The sequence below is a fragment of the Serratia proteamaculans genome, assembly GCF_004684015.1.
Lineage (GTDB): Bacteria > Pseudomonadota > Gammaproteobacteria > Enterobacterales > Enterobacteriaceae > Serratia > Serratia proteamaculans_F.
Map to the genome: position 1 here is coordinate 348,143 of NZ_SRIA01000021.1, position 16,763 is coordinate 364,905.

The following is a 16,763-nucleotide window of genomic DNA, read 5'->3' on the forward strand; positions in this document are numbered from 1 at the left end:
TCAGACAGAATCTTTTAAATCATACCGTAAAACCCCGGTGAGATAAGAAAGCAAACGCCGAAGTGTGGGAAAGATTGCAAATCAAAACAATGCGCCAGGGCGGTATTGCTGCTTTTCTTCCAACGCGCTGCCCTGGCCACCCTGACGTTGCAGGTAGCCACCTACCGCCTGCATGCCGTTCCAACGGTTTTCGCACCATAATGGTGCCAACAACGTCGGCCGACGCGCGCTGGCGGAAATACGGTGATACACCACTTCTTTCGGCGTATGGCGGATCATTTCGCCGGCGCTGGCGGCATATTCATCCAGTGCCAGTTCGGGCAGTCGCCCAGCCTGCCAGGCACGCGCCAGAGTGCTGCCGGTAACGATATGCAGCGGATGCAGCTTGATGCCGTCCACACCGCTGTCTACCACCTGCTGCAAGGTCGCCAGATGGTCGGCGGCCGTTTCCCCCGGCAGCCCAACAATCAGGTGGCAGCAGACCTTCAACCCGCGTTCGCGCGCCAGCCTGGCCGTGTGTTGATAACAGGAGAAATCATGGCCGCGATTGATGCGTTTCAGCGTTTTATCGTGTGCCGTTTGCAGCCCCAATTCCAGCCACACTTCATAGCCCTGATCGCGGTAACCCGCCAACAGATCGAGCGCAGCGGGCGGTACGCAGTCCGGGCGCGTGCCGACGCAGATACCGACCATATCGGCCTGTGCCAACGCCTGCCGATACATCTGCGCCAGCAGGCTCACTTCTGCATAAGTACTGGTATAGGCCTGGAAGTAAGCCAGGTAGCGCTTGGCGCGGTTAACCCTGACCGCCTGTAACGCCAACTGTTCGGCAATACTCTGCTGCTGCATTTGTTCATCGGCGAAAGAGGCAACATTGCAGAAAGTACAGCCACCACGCCCCAGGGTGCCGTCACGGTTCGGGCAACTGAAACCACCGTGCAGCGTGAGTTTATGGATCTTTTCACCATAGCGGCGCTGGAGATCGCCACCAAACATATTGACTAATTGCGGCAACTGCATAATCTTGTGGGTCTCTGTGCTCAAAGCCCGTGATGCTAATAAGAAACGGCTTTTCCCGCGATGACGGAGATCAACGCTTTCCCCGCAAGGCTCCACCAGGCATAACTATTCATTATAAATGCAAATAAAATCACTCTGGCCGAGATGAATTTTTCTTATTCTCACGCAACCGTTCACGTCAATATGACAAAGCGATGAAAAATAGTTACAAACAACGAAAAAGAATGACTTATTAGAATAAAACTCTGACATTCCCACCCGCACTAGCATGGTGCAGAGATTCAGGCGTTGCACTATAGTGAGACAGCTCACATTTCTCCGGGGGTTACAGCTCTTCTGTTCAAGCGCAAAAACTGACATAACATATTAAATATCAATTAATTGACCGTAAAAAATCCCATAAGAAACCCCCTTAGGCCTATAGTTGACCTGCGTATTCTTTCTCGCTAAGTTGGAAGTCCGCTGGAAGCTTTCTGGACGGGCAAACGTCTCGTCATATTTATGCAGTAATTTAAGACTCCCTCTTAAAACAAGTCATTTACCACTTGTGAGAACCGTCACGAGAGGCCATTAACGGAGGGCGGAAAAGCAGATCGGCGCTATTAACCTTGCTGATTGGACTTCTGCCTGAAATTAAGAAGCCGCTCGCAGTGGGTTGTGAGAGTCACGCAGAGCCTGGGGAGGTTCACTGATATGTTGTACGATAAATCCCAAGAGCGGGACAACTGTGGTTTCGGCCTGATCGCCCACATAGAAGGCGAACCTAGCCATAAGGTGGTGCGTACTGCTATTCACGCACTTGCCCGTATGCAGCACCGTGGCGCAATCCTTGCTGACGGCAAGACTGGCGACGGTTGCGGCCTGTTATTGCAAAAGCCCGACCGCTTTTTCCGCATGGTAGCGGAAGAGCGCAACTGGCGTTTAGCCAAGAACTACGCCGTTGGCATGATGTTCCTCAGCCAGAACGAAGAGGAAGCCCGTGCCAGCCGCCGCATTGTTGAAGAAGAGCTGCAGAATGAAACACTGTCAGTGGTCGGTTGGCGTGAAGTGCCGACCAACCCGGACGTCTTGGGTGAAATCGCCCTCTCTTCTTTGCCGCGCATTGAACAAATCTTCGTAAACGCCCCAGCCGGTTGGCGTCCGCGTGATATGGAACGCCGCCTGTTCATCGCACGTCGTCGTATCGAGAAGCGTGTCCAGGACGACAGCTTCTATGTCTGCAGTTTCTCGAACCTGGTGACGATCTATAAAGGCCTGTGCATGCCTGCAGATCTGCCGCGTTTCTATCTTGATTTGGCGGACCTGCGTCTGGAATCGGCCATCTGCCTGTTCCATCAGCGTTTTTCCACCAACACCGTGCCGCGCTGGCCGCTGGCGCAGCCGTTCCGCTATCTGGCGCACAACGGCGAGATCAACACCATCACCGGTAACCGTCAGTGGGCACGCGCCCGTACTTATAAGTTCCAGACGCCGTTGATCCCGGATTTGCAGACTGCCGCGCCTTTTGTTAACGAAACCGGCTCCGACTCCAGCTCGCTGGATAACATGCTGGAGTTGCTGCTGGCGGGCGGGATGGATCTGATCCGTGCCATGCGCCTGCTGGTGCCGCCGGCCTGGCAGAACAACCCGGATATGGATACCGACCTGCGCGCCTTCTTCGACTTCAACTCGATGCACATGGAACCGTGGGACGGCCCAGCCGGCATCGTGATGTCCGACGGCCGCTATGCCGCCTGTAACCTGGACCGTAACGGTCTGCGTCCGGCGCGCTACGTCATCACCAAAGACAAACTGATTACCTGTGCCTCGGAAGTCGGTATCTGGGATTACCAGCCGGATGAAGTGGTAGAGAAAGGCCGCGTGGGCCCTGGCGAACTGATGGTGATCGACACCCGCAGCGGCAGGATCCTGCACTCCGCCGAGACCGATAACGATCTGAAAAGCCGCCACCCGTATAAAGAGTGGATGGAAAAGAACGTCAAGCGTCTGGTGCCATTTGAAGACCTGCCGGCCGATCAGGTTGGCAGCCGTGAACTGGACGACTCGCAGCTTGAGACTTACCAGAAGCAGTTTGGCTACAGCAGCGAAGAACTGGATCAGGTGATCCGCGTGCTGGGCGAAATTGGCCAGGAAGCCACCGGCTCAATGGGGGACGATACCCCGTTTGCCGTGCTCTCCAGCCGTCCGCGCATTATTTATGACTATTTCCGTCAGCAGTTCGCCCAGGTGACCAACCCACCGATCGACCCACTGCGTGAAGCGCATGTGATGTCGCTGGCGACCAGCATCGGCCGTGAAATGAACGTGTTCTGCGAGGCCGAAGGCCAGGCGCACCGTTTAAGCTTCAAATCGCCGATCCTGCTGTACTCCGACTTCAAACAGCTCACCACGCTGGAAGGCGAATACTATCGCGCCGATACGCTCGATCTGACCTTTGATCCGGCGGAGCAGGATTTGGAGCAGACCATCCGCGCGCTGTGCGACGAAGCGGAACGCAAAGTCCGCGACGGTGCCGTGCTGCTGGTGTTGTCCGACCGCGCTATCTCCACCAGCCGTCTGCCGGTACCTGCGCCGATGGCGGTAGGGGCGATCCAGACCCGTCTGGTAGAGAAGAGCCTGCGTTGTGATGCCAACATCATTGTTGAAACCGCCAGTGCCCGCGATCCGCACCATTTCGCCGTGCTGCTGGGCTTCGGTGCGACAGCGGTCTACCCGTACCTGGCCTACGAAACCTTGGCCAAACTGGTAGATACCCAGGCGATCGACAAGAAATACCGTGAAGTGATGCTGAACTACCGTAACGGCATCAACAAAGGCCTGTACAAGATCATGTCCAAAATGGGCATCTCGACGATTGCCTCTTACCGCTGCGCCAAACTGTTCGAGGCCGTCGGTCTGCATCGCGATCTGTCCGATCTGTGCTTCCAGGGCGTGGTCAGCCGTATCGGCGGAGCCAGCTTCAGTGATATTCAACAGGATCTGCAAAACCTGTCCAAGCGTGCGTGGCTGAAACGCAAACCGCTGGAACAGGGTGGCCTGCTGAAGTTCGTTCACGACGGCGAGTACCATGCGTACAACCCTGACGTGGTGAGCACACTGCAAACCGCGGTCCACAGCGGCAAATACAGCGACTACCAAACCTACGCCAAGTTGGTGAATGAACGCCCGGTGGCGATGCTGCGCGACCTGTTGGCCATCACGCCGAAAGGCACGCCAATTCCGGTCGATCAGGTTGAACCGGCCGAATCGCTGTTCAAACGCTTCGATACCGCGGCCATGTCTATCGGTGCCCTGAGCCCGGAAGCGCATGAGTCGCTGGCGATCGCCATGAACAGCCTCGGCGGCTTCTCCAACTCCGGCGAAGGCGGCGAAGATCCGGCGCGTTACGGCACCAACAAGGTGTCACGCATCAAGCAGGTGGCTTCCGGCCGTTTCGGCGTGACGCCGGCCTACCTGGTGAATGCCGATGTGATCCAAATTAAAGTGGCGCAAGGGGCCAAACCAGGTGAAGGCGGCCAGTTGCCGGGCGACAAGGTGACCCCGTATATCGCCAAGCTGCGTTACTCGGTACCGGGCGTGACCCTGATATCGCCACCGCCGCATCACGACATCTATTCGATCGAAGATCTGGCGCAGTTGATTTTCGACCTGAAACAGGTCAACCCAAAGGCAATGATTTCGGTGAAACTGGTTTCCGAACCGGGCGTCGGCACCATCGCTACCGGCGTGGCGAAAGCCTATGCCGACCTGATCACCATTGCCGGCTACGACGGAGGTACCGGTGCCAGCCCACTGTCTTCGGTGAAATACGCCGGTTGTCCGTGGGAACTGGGCCTGGTGGAAACCCAGCAGGCGCTGGTGGCTAACGGCCTGCGCCATAAAATCCGCCTGCAGGTGGACGGTGGCCTGAAAACCGGCGTGGATATCGTCAAAGCGGCGATCCTCGGCGCGGAGAGCTTCGGCTTCGGCACCGGCCCTATGGTGGCGCTGGGCTGTAAATATCTGCGTATCTGTCACCTGAATAACTGCGCCACCGGCGTAGCAACTCAGGATGAAAAACTGCGCCGCGATCACTACCACGGCCTGCCGGAACGTGTGACCAACTACTTCCAGTTTATCGCACGTGAAACCCGTGAGATTATGGCGCAACTGGGTGTCAGCCAACTGGTGGATCTGATTGGTCGCACCGAGTTCCTGACCGAGCTGGACGGCATTTCAGCCAAGCAGAACAAGCTGGACCTGTCGCCGTTGCTGAAAACCGCCACGCCGCATCCGGGCAAGGCGCTGTACTGCACCGAGAGCAGCAACCCGCCGTTCGACCAGGGGTTGATGAACAAAGATCTGCTGGCGCAGGCGCAGCCGCATATCGAAGCCAGACAGAGCAAGGCTTTCTACTTCGATATCCGCAATACCGACCGTTCCGTGGGCGCTACCCTGTCCGGGGCTATCGCAACCGTGCACGGCGATCAGGGCATGGCGGCCGACCCGATCAAGGCGTACTTCTCCGGTACCGCCGGCCAGAGCTTCGGCGTCTGGAATGCGGGTGGGGTTGAACTGACCCTGACCGGCGACGCCAACGACTACGTCGGTAAAGGTATGGCCGGTGGCCGTATCGCGGTGCGTCCGCCGATTGGTTCTGCGTTCCGCAGCCACGAAGCCAGCATCATCGGCAATACCTGTTTGTATGGCGCGACCGGCGGTAAGCTATTCGCCGCCGGCCGGGCAGGCGAACGCTTTGCCGTGCGTAACTCTGGTGCCATCACCGTCGTCGAAGGTATCGGTGACAACGGGTGTGAATACATGACCGGCGGTATTGTCTGCGTCATGGGCAAAACCGGCATCAACTTTGGTGCGGGCATGACCGGCGGCTTCGCCTATGTTCTGGATGAAGACGGCGAGTTCCGCAAACGTGTGAATCCAGAGTTGGTCGAAGTGTTGGATGTCGAACAACTGGCTATCCATGAAGAGCACCTGCGCGGCTTGATTACCGAGCACGTCCAGGCGACCGGTTCTTCGCGTGCGGAAGAGATCCTGGCCAACTGGCCGGAATGGGCACCGAAGTTCGCTCTGGTCAAGCCGAAGTCCAGTGATGTCAAAGCATTGTTGGGTCACCGTAGTCGAACCGCCGCCGAGTTGCGGGTTCAGGCGCAGTAAGAGGTCATTAATGAGTCAGAATGTTTATCAATTTATCGACCTGCAGCGCGTTGATCCGCCAAAGAAACCGCTCAAGATCCGTAAAATTGAGTTTGTAGAGATTTACGAGCCGTTTTCGGAAAGTCAGGCGAAGGCGCAGGCGGACCGTTGTCTGTCCTGCGGTAACCCTTATTGCGAATGGAAATGTCCGGTTCACAACTACATCCCGAACTGGCTGAAGCTGGCGAATGAAGGCCGCATCATGGAGGCCGCAGATCTGGCGCACCAGACCAACAGCCTGCCGGAAGTGTGCGGTCGCGTTTGCCCGCAGGATCGTCTGTGTGAAGGGTCCTGCACCCTGAACGACGAGTTCGGTGCGGTGACCATCGGTAACATCGAGCGCTATATCAGCGATAAAGCGATTGAGATGGGCTGGAAACCAGACATGTCCCACGTGCTGCCTACCGGCAAACGCGTGGCGGTGATCGGGGCCGGCCCGGCGGGCCTGGCCTGTGCCGATGTGCTGACCCGTAACGGCGTGAAAGCGGTGGTCTACGATCGTCACCCGGAGATCGGCGGCCTGCTGACCTTCGGGATCCCGGCCTTCAAGCTGGAAAAAGAAGTGATGGTGAAACGCCGTGGCATCTTCAGCGAGATGGGCATTGAGTTCCAGCTCAATACCGAAGTGGGCAAAGACATCACCATGGAGACGCTGCTGAGTGAGTTTGATGCAGTGTTCCTCGGCGTCGGTACCTACCAGTCAATGCGCGGTGGCCTGGAGAACGAGGATGCGCCAGGGGTCTATGACGCACTGCCGTTCCTGATTGCCAACACCAAGCAATTGATGGGCTATCAGGCCGAGCAGCACGAGCCTTATGTCAGCATGGAGGGCAAACGTGTGGTGGTGCTGGGCGGTGGTGACACCGCGATGGACTGCGTGCGTACCTCTGTCCGTCAGGGGGCAACCGACGTTATCTGCGCCTACCGCCGTGATGAAGCCAACATGCCGGGCTCCAAACGCGAAGTGAAAAACGCGCGTGAGGAAGGGGTTGATTTCAAATTCAACCTGCAACCGCTGAGCATCGAACTCAACAGCGCCGGTCGCGTGGCCGGAGTGAAAATGGTTCGTACCCAGTTGGGTGCACCGGATGCCAACGGCCGCCAGATTGCTGAGCAGGTGCCAGGTTCCGAGCACATCATTGATGCCGATGCGGTGGTGATGGCATTTGGTTTCCGTCCGCACCAGATGGACTGGCTGGCCGCGCACGATGTTGAGCTCGACAAGCAGGGCCGTATTGTGGCGCCGGAAAGCACCGATAACGCCTTCCAGACCAGCAACCCGAAAATCTTCGCCGGCGGCGATGCGGTACGCGGGTCGGATCTGGTGGTGACGGCGATTGCCGAAGGCCGTAAAGCTGCCGATGGCATCATGAGCTACCTGGAAGTCTAATCTTCCGCTCGCTTTTCCCCAAAGGGCCCGCAGGTGATCTGCCGGGCCCTTCGTTTTTTCCTCGCCGACCACACGCTTTGTAACAACCTCCCCCACAGCACAACGCCTGAAGCGCTATAGTATTCAGTTAGCATCACTGACAGGCGCGGTCGTGCCTGATATCTTGATAAGGATAGTTCACCATGAAATTGCCTATTCCCTTGTTAACCGGCGCGCTGCTGGTTGTCAGTTTCAACTCATTGGCTTCGTCTCTGGATCCGCAAGAAGTGGGTTACAATATTGAAGCACGCGGTGCGGCACCGGTAGTCGCTCAACTGGCCAAAGCAGGCCAGCTTGCGGCGGTAGAAAACAGCATCAAACTGGGTGATGACAGCTGGATCGCGCTGGCACCCAAACTGGCCAATGGCGGCAACGCTGCCTTCACCACTGGCATAAAATCTGCCCTGTCCTTTGCATTGGCTTACAACCCGGCCGCGGTGCTGCATGCCCTCGACAAGGGCAATAACCTGCCCATCAACGACATCTGTACCGCGCCCCCTGAAGTGCAAGGCGACACAGCCATTACCTCGTTTAAACAGCGCGCGACCCACGCACTCACCACGGTGCGTATCGGTGACCTCAGCGCCCCGCGTGATGCCTGCATTGCATCACTAAAAAGCTGAGGATTTCCCGGATCGCAAGCCATAAAAAAGGCCGCCGAAGCGACCTTTACTGTTCACCGCTGCGGGATTATTTCACCACGCGCAGTGCCGGGCGGCCACCACGTGGAGGCGGTGGCGGCTCGTCGTCTGGATCATTACCTTCATCCAGATCGGGGCGATCGCCATCAATCACCGACATCAGGCTTTCCGAAGGGATCGTCTCATTGTCCAAACCTTCAAAGGTGCCTTCCGCTTCATAAGCGGCTTCCGGTTCGAACATGGTGCCTGCACCGTTCTCACGGGCATAAATCGCCAGCACCGCTGCCATTGGCACCGAGACCTCACGCGGTACACCACCGAAACGTGCGTTGAAATGCACTTCGTCGTTGCCCAACTCCAGGTTGCCCACTGCACGCGGCGCGATGTTCAAAACGATCTGACCATCACGGGCGAATTCCATAGGCACCAGAACGTCAGGACGCGTCACATCCACCACCAGGTGCGGAGTCAACTGATTGTCCAACAGCCAGTCATAGAAAGCTCGCAGCAGATACGGACGGCGCGGAGTCATCTGAGACATATCCATAACGCTTAGCCCCGAGTCTGCAGGCGCATTTCGCGCTCGGCTTCGGTCAGGGAGGCCAGGAAGGCGTCACGCTCGAACACGCGAGTCATGTAGCCTTTCAGCTCTTTGGAACCGGCACCGCTCAGTTCAATGCCCAACTGCGGCAAACGCCACAGCAGCGGCGCCAGGTAGCAATCCACCAGGCTGAACTCTTCGCTCATGAAGTACGGGGTCTGACCAAAGATAGGGGCAATCGCCAGCAGTTCTTCGCGCAGTTGACGGCGAGCTGATTCAGCTTCCTGGCCGTTGCTCTGCTCGATTTTGTACATCAGCGAATACCAGTTTTTCTCGATGCGCAGCATCATCAGGCGGCTCTCACCACGAGCAACCGGGTAGACCGGCATCAATGGTGGGTGCGGGAAACGCTCATCGAGGTATTCCATGATGATACGGGATTCATACAGGGTCAGTTCGCGATCGACCAGGGTAGGCACCGTCTGGTACGGGTTGAGGTCAATCAGATCCTGCGGCAGGTTATCCAACTCAACCTGCTCAATCTCAACGCTGACACCTTTCTCCGCCAGTACGATACGTACTTGATGGCTAAAAATGTCGGTCGGGCCAGAGAACAGCGTCATTACCGAACGTTTGTTGGCAGCGACAGCCATGAAAACCTCCAAGTTATCTAGAAAATACTGCGAATAGCCAACTGACAGGCTGCTATCCTGAATGATCTTGACCGCAGGCCAGCAACTTGCAGCGAAACCTTAGGTCATAAAAACGGCCTCGGAGGTAGACTGATAACTGCTGCATGGCGAACAGGCGCAAAAGTGGATGATAGTTTACCAGATTTTGCTTGTTTTGTGGGGGCTGTGCGGTGATTTCGTATTGAATTGTCTGATATACCAAAGATTTTAGTAGCGACAAGTTGATTTTCAGGCATAAAAAAACCCGGTGAAGCACCGGGTTTTTGGCGTAAATTCCACTGCCGGGGCAGTAAAAAATTAACGCTTGGAGAACTGCGGACGACGACGTGCTTTACGCAGGCCGACTTTCTTACGTTCAACCTGACGGGCGTCACGAGTAACGAAGCCAGCTTTACGCAATTCAGCGCGCAGAGTCTCGTCGTACTCCATCAGTGCACGGGTGATACCGTGACGGATAGCGCCAGCCTGACCAGAGATACCACCACCTTTAACGGTGATGTACAGGTCAAACTTACCAACCATGTCGGTCAGTTCCAACGGTTGACGAACTACCATGCGGGCAGTTTCGCGACCGAAGTACTGTTCCAGACTACGCTGGTTAATTACGATGTTACCACTGCCCGGCTTGATGAAAACGCGAGCGGCGGAGCTTTTGCGGCGACCAGTGCCGTAGTATTGATTTTCAGCCATTGCCTATAATCCCGATTAGATGTCAAGAACTTGCGGTTGCTGTGCCGCGTGAGTGTGCTCGGTGCCCGCGTAAACTTTCAGTTTACGGAACATTGCACGACCCAACGGACCCTTTGGCAGCATGCCTTTAACCGCGATTTCAATCACACGCTCTGGGTTGCGGGCAATCATCTCTTCAAAGGTCGCTTGCTTGATACCACCGACGTAGCCGGTGTGACGGTAATACACTTTGTCTGTACGCTTGTTGCCGGTTACAGCAACTTTTTCTGCGTTCAGAACGATGATGTAGTCACCGGTATCAACGTGCGGGGTGTATTCCGCTTTATGCTTGCCGCGCAGACGACGAGCCAGTTCAGTAGCGAGACGGCCTAAAGTTTTACCATCTGCATCAACAACGTACCAGTCGCGTTTTACGCTCTCTGGTTTAGCTGTAAAAGTTTTCATTAGAAAGCTTACCCAATAATTAGTTACACGTTGGTGAACACCCAAACGCTCGAAAACAGTTGAGGCTCACACGACCATACAAGTCCAGCAAACCTACCCCTTCGAATAGCCATTGCCGGCACTAAAAAGTTTTTGGGAAAAAAACTTTGTTGTAACGTGGGGTCGCAAGATTATAGAGAAGTCGCTCACAAAGATCGAACGCTTTTTGAATAGAAACGCAATTAAACGCCAATGGCGGAAAAGCGGGGACGCCAGTGTCCTGGGTCCCCCTGGACGTCACGGCAGATGCGGCAACTTCAGATACTCCTCGCTCTGCATTTCTTGCAGCCGCGACAGACAACGCTGGTACTCGAACTTCAGCCGCTCGCCCTGGTAGATATCGAACATCGACGCTTCGGCAGCGATCACCAGTTTGACGTGACGTTCGTAAAATTCATCGACCAATGCCAGGAAGCGACGCGCGGTATTTTCCTTCAGCGGCCCCATCACCCGCACATTATACAGGATCACGCTGTGGTACAGGCGCGACAGGGCGATATAGTCCAACTGGCTACGCGCCTCTTCGCACAACGTGTGAAAATCGACTGCCAGCACGCCGTCTACCGCGTTGATCGCCTGCAACGGCCGATGATTGATCTGTAATACCGGCGCCGCCTCCCCTTGCTTGCCGGCCAGCTTCACAAACATCCGGTCCATGGTCAGCCGGGTCTGTTCATCAAGCGGCGTCAGATACAAATGTGCCTGGGTCAAAGTGCGCAGGCGATAATCAATGCCGGCGTCGACGTTCATCACGTCACAGAATTCGTTAATCAGATCGATCGCCGGCAGGAAACGCGCCCGCTGCAAGCCGTTGCGGTACAGATCGTTTGGCGGAATATTGGAGGTCGCCACCAGCGTGATGCCACGGGCAAACAGCGCCTGCAACAACGTTGCCAGCAACATGGCATCGGTGATATCGGAAACAAAAAACTCGTCGAAACACAGCACGTCAGTCTGCGCCTTGAAACCATCCGCGATGATTTCAAGTGGGTTTTCCTGCCCCTGCAGTTCGGTCAGCTCTTCATGCACTCGCAGCATAAAACGGTGGAAATGCAGCCGTAGCTTGCGATCCCCCGGCAGGCTCTGGAAGAACATATCCATCAACCAGGTCTTGCCACGTCCAACACCGCCCCACATATATAGGCCCTGGGCCGGACGCTGCTGAGTCGTTTCATTGCTCTTGCCCAGCCAACGGTTCAGTTTGCCGCGCAGGCCCCCAGCCGGCGCACTGACCGCGGGCGTCTGCTGTAATAATGCCTGATAGATATGATCCAGTTGAGTCACGGCCGCCATTTGGACTTCATCGGCCTGGTATTCTCCCGCAGCAAGCAGCCGCTGGTAGCGTGATAACGGTGATTGTGCCTGCATCTGTTCGATGTTCCTTCACAACGCTTAGAAATTATTTAGCCCATTTTCGCGGCAACTTTGGGTGGCTTCGCGCCCTTATCGCTACAAATACCCGCTCAGGGCGGCGCTGAAAACCCTGAAGAAATCAGGTCATGGCTCATCAGGATTCCACTCGGACAAGGTTAACGGTTATAGTGGATATTATTAAGTGAAAAATCCCTGCGGAACAACGAAGTCACAATAGGAGTCATCATGACCTGGGAGTATGCGCTGATTGGTTTGGTGGTCGGTATCGTCATTGGTGCGGTAGCGATGCGTTTTGGTAACCGTAAATTACGTCAACAACAAGTTTTGCAGAACGAGTTGGACAAGAGCAAAACCGATCTTGAAGAGTATCGCCAGGAGCTGGTCGGCCACTTTGCCCGCAGCGCCGAGCTGCTGGATAATATGGCGCGCGACTATCGCCAGCTGTATCAGCACATGGCGAAAAGCTCCAACAACCTGCTGCCGGACCTGCCAATGCAGGAAAACCCGTTCCGCTATCGCCTGACCGAAGCCGAAGCGGATAACGACCAGACGCCGGTAGAGATGCCGCGCGATTACTCGGAAGGCGCATCAGGCCTGCTGCGTGGCGAACGTCCGCGCCGCGACTAAACACTATTTTCGCCCGTGGGTCATCCCACGGGTTTTCGCTCCCCCATGCTTTTTCTTCCCATGCCGAGCTATCCTTAAAGCTGGCGCCTGAGTGAACTTTTCACGCAAATTCACGGTCTTACCCTTCACTATGGTATTGCTGCTGCATTATCATCACCCTTTCACCGGCAGGTATTGAGAGAGTTATAATCAATGAATAAAAAGTCGTTAATTCTTAGTGCATTGGCAATGAGTATTGGCCTCACACTGACCTCCGTACCGGCAGCCAGCGCGGCAATGCCCGTCGCCGTGCAGGGACAGCCGCTGCCAAGCCTGGCGCCGATGTTGGAAAAAGTCTTGCCCGCTGTCGTCAGCGTGCATGTGGAAGGCACCCAGGTACAGCGCCAGCAGGTACCGGAAGAGCTCAAACGTTTCTTCGGCCCCGGTGGTCCTGGGCAGCAACAAAGCTCACGCCCGTTTGAAGGGTTGGGCTCTGGCGTGATCATCGACGCAGCCAAAGGCTACGTGCTGACCAACAACCACGTGATCAACAACGCCGACAAAATCAGCGTGCAGTTGAATGACGGGCGCGAAGTGGATGCCAAGTTGTTGGGACGTGACGAACAGTCCGACATCGCCCTGCTGCAGCTCAGCGATGTGAAAAACCTGACCGCGATAAAAATGGCGGACTCCGATCAATTGCGGGTCGGCGATTTCGCCGTGGCCGTCGGCAACCCATTCGGCCTCGGCCAGACGGCGACCTCCGGTATTATCTCTGCACTGGGTCGTAGCGGTCTGAACCTGGAAGGGTTGGAAAACTTCATTCAGACCGATGCTTCCATCAACCGCGGCAACTCCGGTGGCGCACTGGTTAACCTCAAGGGCGAGTTAATCGGCATCAACACCGCCATTTTGGCGCCAAGCGGCGGCAACGTGGGTATCGGCTTTGCCATCCCGAGCAACATGGCGCAGAACCTCAGCCAGCAGTTGATTGAATTTGGCGAAGTGAAACGCGGCCTGCTGGGTATTAAAGGCAGTGAAATGACCGCCGATATGGCCAAAGCCTTTAATACAGACACCCAGCGTGGCGCCTTCGTCAGCGAAGTCCTGCCGAAATCTGCCGCCGCCAAGGCTGGCATCAAAGCCGGTGACATTCTGGTTTCCGTCGATGGCAAGCCGGTCAGCAGCTTCGCCGAACTGCGGGCCAAGGTCGGTACCACCGCGCCAGGCAAAACCATCAAGGTTGGTTTGCTGCGCGACGGTAAGCCACAGGAAGTTTCTGTCACTCTGGATAACAGTGAAGGTGCCTCCACCAATGCCGAAACGCTTTCTCCGGCTCTGCAGGGCGTTTCACTCAGCAACGGTGCCCTGCCAAGTGGCGACAAGGGCGTGAAGATCGATAGGGTCGATAAAGGCTCTGTAGCCGCGCAGATCGGGTTGCAGAAAGACGATGTGATCATTGGCGTCAACCGTCAGCGCGTTGAAAACATCACGACCTTACGCAAGGTGCTGGAAGCCAAGCCACCAGTGATGGCACTGAACATCGTGCGCGGCGGCGAAACCATTTATCTGCTGTTGCGTTAATCGGTAATTTGTTTAAAAACCGGGCCCGGTGACATACTGCGCCCGGTATTCTCATGCTATCCTCCGTGTATCTTTCATCTCACGTACTAAAACTCCATGTTTGCTAAGCTCTTGCGTTCCGTCGTTATTGGTTTAATCGTTGCCGGCCTGCTGCTGGCTGCTTTGCCCGTGCTACGTTCTTCCAATACCCTGTTCGCAGAAAAACATGAAAGTACCCGTGATGAAACGCCGGTCAGTTACAACAAGGCGGTGCGCCGCGCCGCGCCTGCAGTAGTGAATATCTACAACCGCAATATGAATGGTGCCGCCAACATTCTGTCTTTGGGTTCTGGCGTGATCATGAACGAACGCGGTTATATCCTGACCAATCGGCACGTAATCAAAGATGCACAGCAAATCACCGTGGTATTGCAGGATGGCCGCCGCTACGAAGCGTTGCTGGTCGGCTCTGACAGTCTGACCGATCTGGCGGTGCTGAAAATAGATCCGGGCAACCTGCCGGTGATCCCCTACAACGACGCCCGCACCGCGCACGTGGGTGACATAGTGCTGGCGATCGGCAACCCCTATAATCTCGGTCAGACCGTCACTCAGGGGATCCTCAGTGCCACAGGTCGCATCAGTATGAGTACCACAGGTCGCCAGACTTTCCTGCAGACCGATGCCTCGATTAACCGCGGCAACTCTGGCGGTGCGCTGGTCAACTCGCTGGGCGAGTTAATCGGTATCAATACCCTGACCTACGATAAAATCACCGACGGGGAAACGCCGGAAGGTTTGGGCTTTGCCATTCCCATCGAGCTAGCCACCAAGATTATGGACAAACTGATCCGTGACGGCCGCGTCATCCGCGGTTATTTCGGTATTCAGGGTAAAGAGATTATTCCCCTGCGCTCGTCCAATTCCGGTATCGATCGCCTGCAGGGCATTATCGTGACCGAAATTACGCCGAATGGGCCGGCAGGTAACGCCGGCTTCCATATCAACGACGTAATCATCAATGTCGACAACAAACCGGCGGTATCGGTGCTGGAAACCATGGACCAGGTGGCGGAAATCCGCCCTGGTACTGAAATTCCGGTGATTGTGTTGCGCGAGGGCAAACGCATAACCTTGAAGATGACCGTGGGTGAATTCCCGGAAGACAGCAATTAAAAAGGGCCCGGCAACGCCGAGCCCTCCAATACTGCATTGCGCCGGGTTAGCCCCCGGCATCCAACAGATTACTCGCCTTTCACTCGCTCGATATTCGCACCCAGCGCACGCAGCTTGTCTTCAATGCGCTCATAGCCACGGTCAATATGATAGATACGGTCAACAACGGTCACGCCGTCGGCGATGCAGCCGGCAATCACCAGACTGGCTGAAGCGCGCAAATCGGTCGCCATGACCTGAGCACCGGACAGTTGCTCAACGCCGTGACAAATCACGGTATTGCTCTCAATCTCAGCGTGTGCGCCCATACGGATCAATTCTGGCACGTGCATAAAGCGGTTTTCAAAGATGGTCTCGGTGATCACACCGGTGCCTTCTGCAACCAGATTCAGCAAGCTGAACTGGGCCTGCATATCGGTCGGGAACCCCGGGTGCGGCGCAGTGCGAATGGTCACCGCTTTCGGACGCTTGCCGTGCATGTCCAGGCTTATCCAGTCTTCGCCCACTTCGATATCCGCACCGGCTTCACGCAGTTTGGCCAGCACAGCATCCAGCGTATCGGGACGGGTATCACGGCACATCACTTTACCGCCGGAAACTGCGGCAGCGATCAGGAAGGTACCGGTTTCGATACGGTCCGGCAGAACGCGATAAACGCCGCCGCCCAGGCGCTCAACGCCTTCGATGGTGATGCGGTCACTGCCGGCACCGGTAATTTTCGCACCCAGCGTGTTAAGGAAGTTGGCAGTATCGACAATTTCCGGCTCACGTGCGGCGTTCTCAATCACGGTCGTACCGGTCGCCAGGGTTGCGGCGCTCATGATGGTCACGGTAGCGCCCACGCTCACCTTGTCCATCACGATGTGTGCCCCCTTCAGACGACCGTCAACGGAAGCTTTTACGTAACCTTCTTCCAGTTTGATCTCCGCGCCCAGCTGTTCCAGACCCGTAATATGCAGATCAACCGGACGTGCGCCGATCGCACAACCACCCGGCAGGGAAACCTGACCGCGACCAAAACGAGCGACCAGCGGCCCCAAAGCCCAGATAGAAGCACGCATGGTTTTCACCAGGTCATACGGCGCGCAGAATTCGTTCACGCCGCTGGCATCAACGAATACGGAACCGTTACGCTCAATCTTGGTGCCCAACTGGTTGAGTAGCTTAATGGTGGTATCGATGTCCTTCAGCTTCGGGACATTCTGCAGCTCGACCGGCTCTTCCGCTAATAATGCGGCGAACAGGATCGGCAGGGCGGCATTTTTGGCCCCGGAAATAGCAACTTCACCGCTTAGGCGGGTCCGGCCCTGCACACGAAATTTATCCATTTGACTACTCTCTATTATCTAAACTGA

General features: G+C 56.0%; 13 protein-coding genes. 6 read left to right on the forward strand and 7 right to left on the reverse strand.

Going from position 1 to position 16,763, the window contains the following annotated elements:
• Window positions 1–81 precede the first annotated feature (81 nt).
• Window positions 82–1,020 carry a TIGR01212 family radical SAM protein gene (locus E5C26_RS21805; RefSeq protein WP_135318300.1) on the reverse strand — a complete coding sequence of 313 codons (939 nt, stop codon included), beginning with the start codon at window positions 1,018–1,020 and terminating at the stop codon, window positions 82–84.
• Between the two features lie 693 nt (window positions 1,021–1,713).
• On the opposite strand from E5C26_RS21805, the gene gltB reads away from it, so the two are divergent.
• The 3 genes from gltB (at window position 1,714) to E5C26_RS21820 (ending at window position 8,265) form a co-directional block, all read left to right on the forward strand.
• Window positions 1,714–6,174 carry a glutamate synthase large subunit gene (gltB, locus tag E5C26_RS21810; protein WP_135318160.1) on the forward strand — a complete coding sequence of 1,487 codons (4,461 nt, stop codon included), beginning with the start codon at window positions 1,714–1,716 and terminating at the stop codon, window positions 6,172–6,174.
• A gap of 10 nt (window positions 6,175–6,184) precedes the next feature.
• Complete coding sequence (locus E5C26_RS21815) at window positions 6,185–7,603, forward strand: glutamate synthase small subunit (RefSeq protein ID WP_135318161.1); 1,419 nt, start codon at window positions 6,185–6,187, stop codon at window positions 7,601–7,603.
• 182 nt (window positions 7,604–7,785) lie between these two features.
• A complete protein-coding gene (locus E5C26_RS21820; protein ID WP_135318162.1) occupies window positions 7,786–8,265 on the forward strand; it encodes a hypothetical protein in 480 nt (159 codons plus the stop codon).
• A 67-nt stretch (window positions 8,266–8,332) separates the two neighbouring features.
• On the opposite strand, the gene sspB is transcribed toward E5C26_RS21820, so the two are convergent.
• The 5 genes from sspB to zapE all read right to left on the reverse strand — a co-directional run bounded on the left by sspB (window position 8,333) and on the right by zapE (window position 12,057).
• A complete protein-coding gene (gene sspB, locus E5C26_RS21825) occupies window positions 8,333–8,830 on the reverse strand; it encodes a ClpXP protease specificity-enhancing factor (RefSeq protein WP_026142550.1) in 498 nt (165 codons plus the stop codon).
• Window positions 8,831–8,835: 5 nt separating this feature from the next.
• Window positions 8,836–9,477 (reverse strand): stringent starvation protein SspA, encoded by a 642-nt coding sequence (gene sspA, locus E5C26_RS21830; RefSeq protein ID WP_012147043.1) that lies wholly within the window; start codon window positions 9,475–9,477, stop codon window positions 8,836–8,838.
• A 336-nt stretch (window positions 9,478–9,813) separates the two neighbouring features.
• Window positions 9,814–10,206: a 30S ribosomal protein S9 gene (rpsI, locus tag E5C26_RS21835; protein ID WP_020831838.1), complete on the reverse strand. Its 393-nt coding sequence runs from the start codon at window positions 10,204–10,206 to the stop codon at window positions 9,814–9,816.
• A 15-nt stretch (window positions 10,207–10,221) separates the two neighbouring features.
• Window positions 10,222–10,650, reverse strand: a complete 429-nt coding sequence (rplM, locus tag E5C26_RS21840) for a 50S ribosomal protein L13 (RefSeq protein WP_012147045.1) — start codon at window positions 10,648–10,650, stop codon at window positions 10,222–10,224.
• Between the two features lie 276 nt (window positions 10,651–10,926).
• Window positions 10,927–12,057 (reverse strand): cell division protein ZapE, encoded by a 1,131-nt coding sequence (zapE, locus tag E5C26_RS21850; RefSeq protein ID WP_135318164.1) that lies wholly within the window; start codon window positions 12,055–12,057, stop codon window positions 10,927–10,929.
• Window positions 12,058–12,288: 231 nt separating this feature from the next.
• Here zapE and zapG point away from each other — a divergent pair, with 231 nt between their 5' ends.
• The 3 genes from zapG (at window position 12,289) to degS (ending at window position 15,408) form a co-directional block, all read left to right on the forward strand.
• A complete protein-coding gene (zapG, locus tag E5C26_RS21855) occupies window positions 12,289–12,690 on the forward strand; it encodes a Z-ring associated protein ZapG (protein ID WP_012147047.1) in 402 nt (133 codons plus the stop codon).
• 192 nt (window positions 12,691–12,882) lie between these two features.
• On the forward strand, window positions 12,883–14,253 hold the full coding sequence (degQ, locus tag E5C26_RS21860) for a serine endoprotease DegQ (RefSeq protein WP_135318165.1): 1,371 nt from the start codon (window positions 12,883–12,885) through the stop codon (window positions 14,251–14,253).
• Between the two features lie 96 nt (window positions 14,254–14,349).
• Window positions 14,350–15,408, forward strand: a complete 1,059-nt coding sequence (degS, locus tag E5C26_RS21865; RefSeq protein WP_135318166.1) for an outer membrane-stress sensor serine endopeptidase DegS — start codon at window positions 14,350–14,352, stop codon at window positions 15,406–15,408.
• A 68-nt stretch (window positions 15,409–15,476) separates the two neighbouring features.
• Here the strand turns inward: degS and murA are convergent, their stop codons facing one another.
• Window positions 15,477–16,736 (reverse strand): UDP-N-acetylglucosamine 1-carboxyvinyltransferase, encoded by a 1,260-nt coding sequence (gene murA / locus E5C26_RS21870; protein WP_012147050.1) that lies wholly within the window; start codon window positions 16,734–16,736, stop codon window positions 15,477–15,479.
• Between the last annotated feature and the right edge of the window lie 27 nt (window positions 16,737–16,763).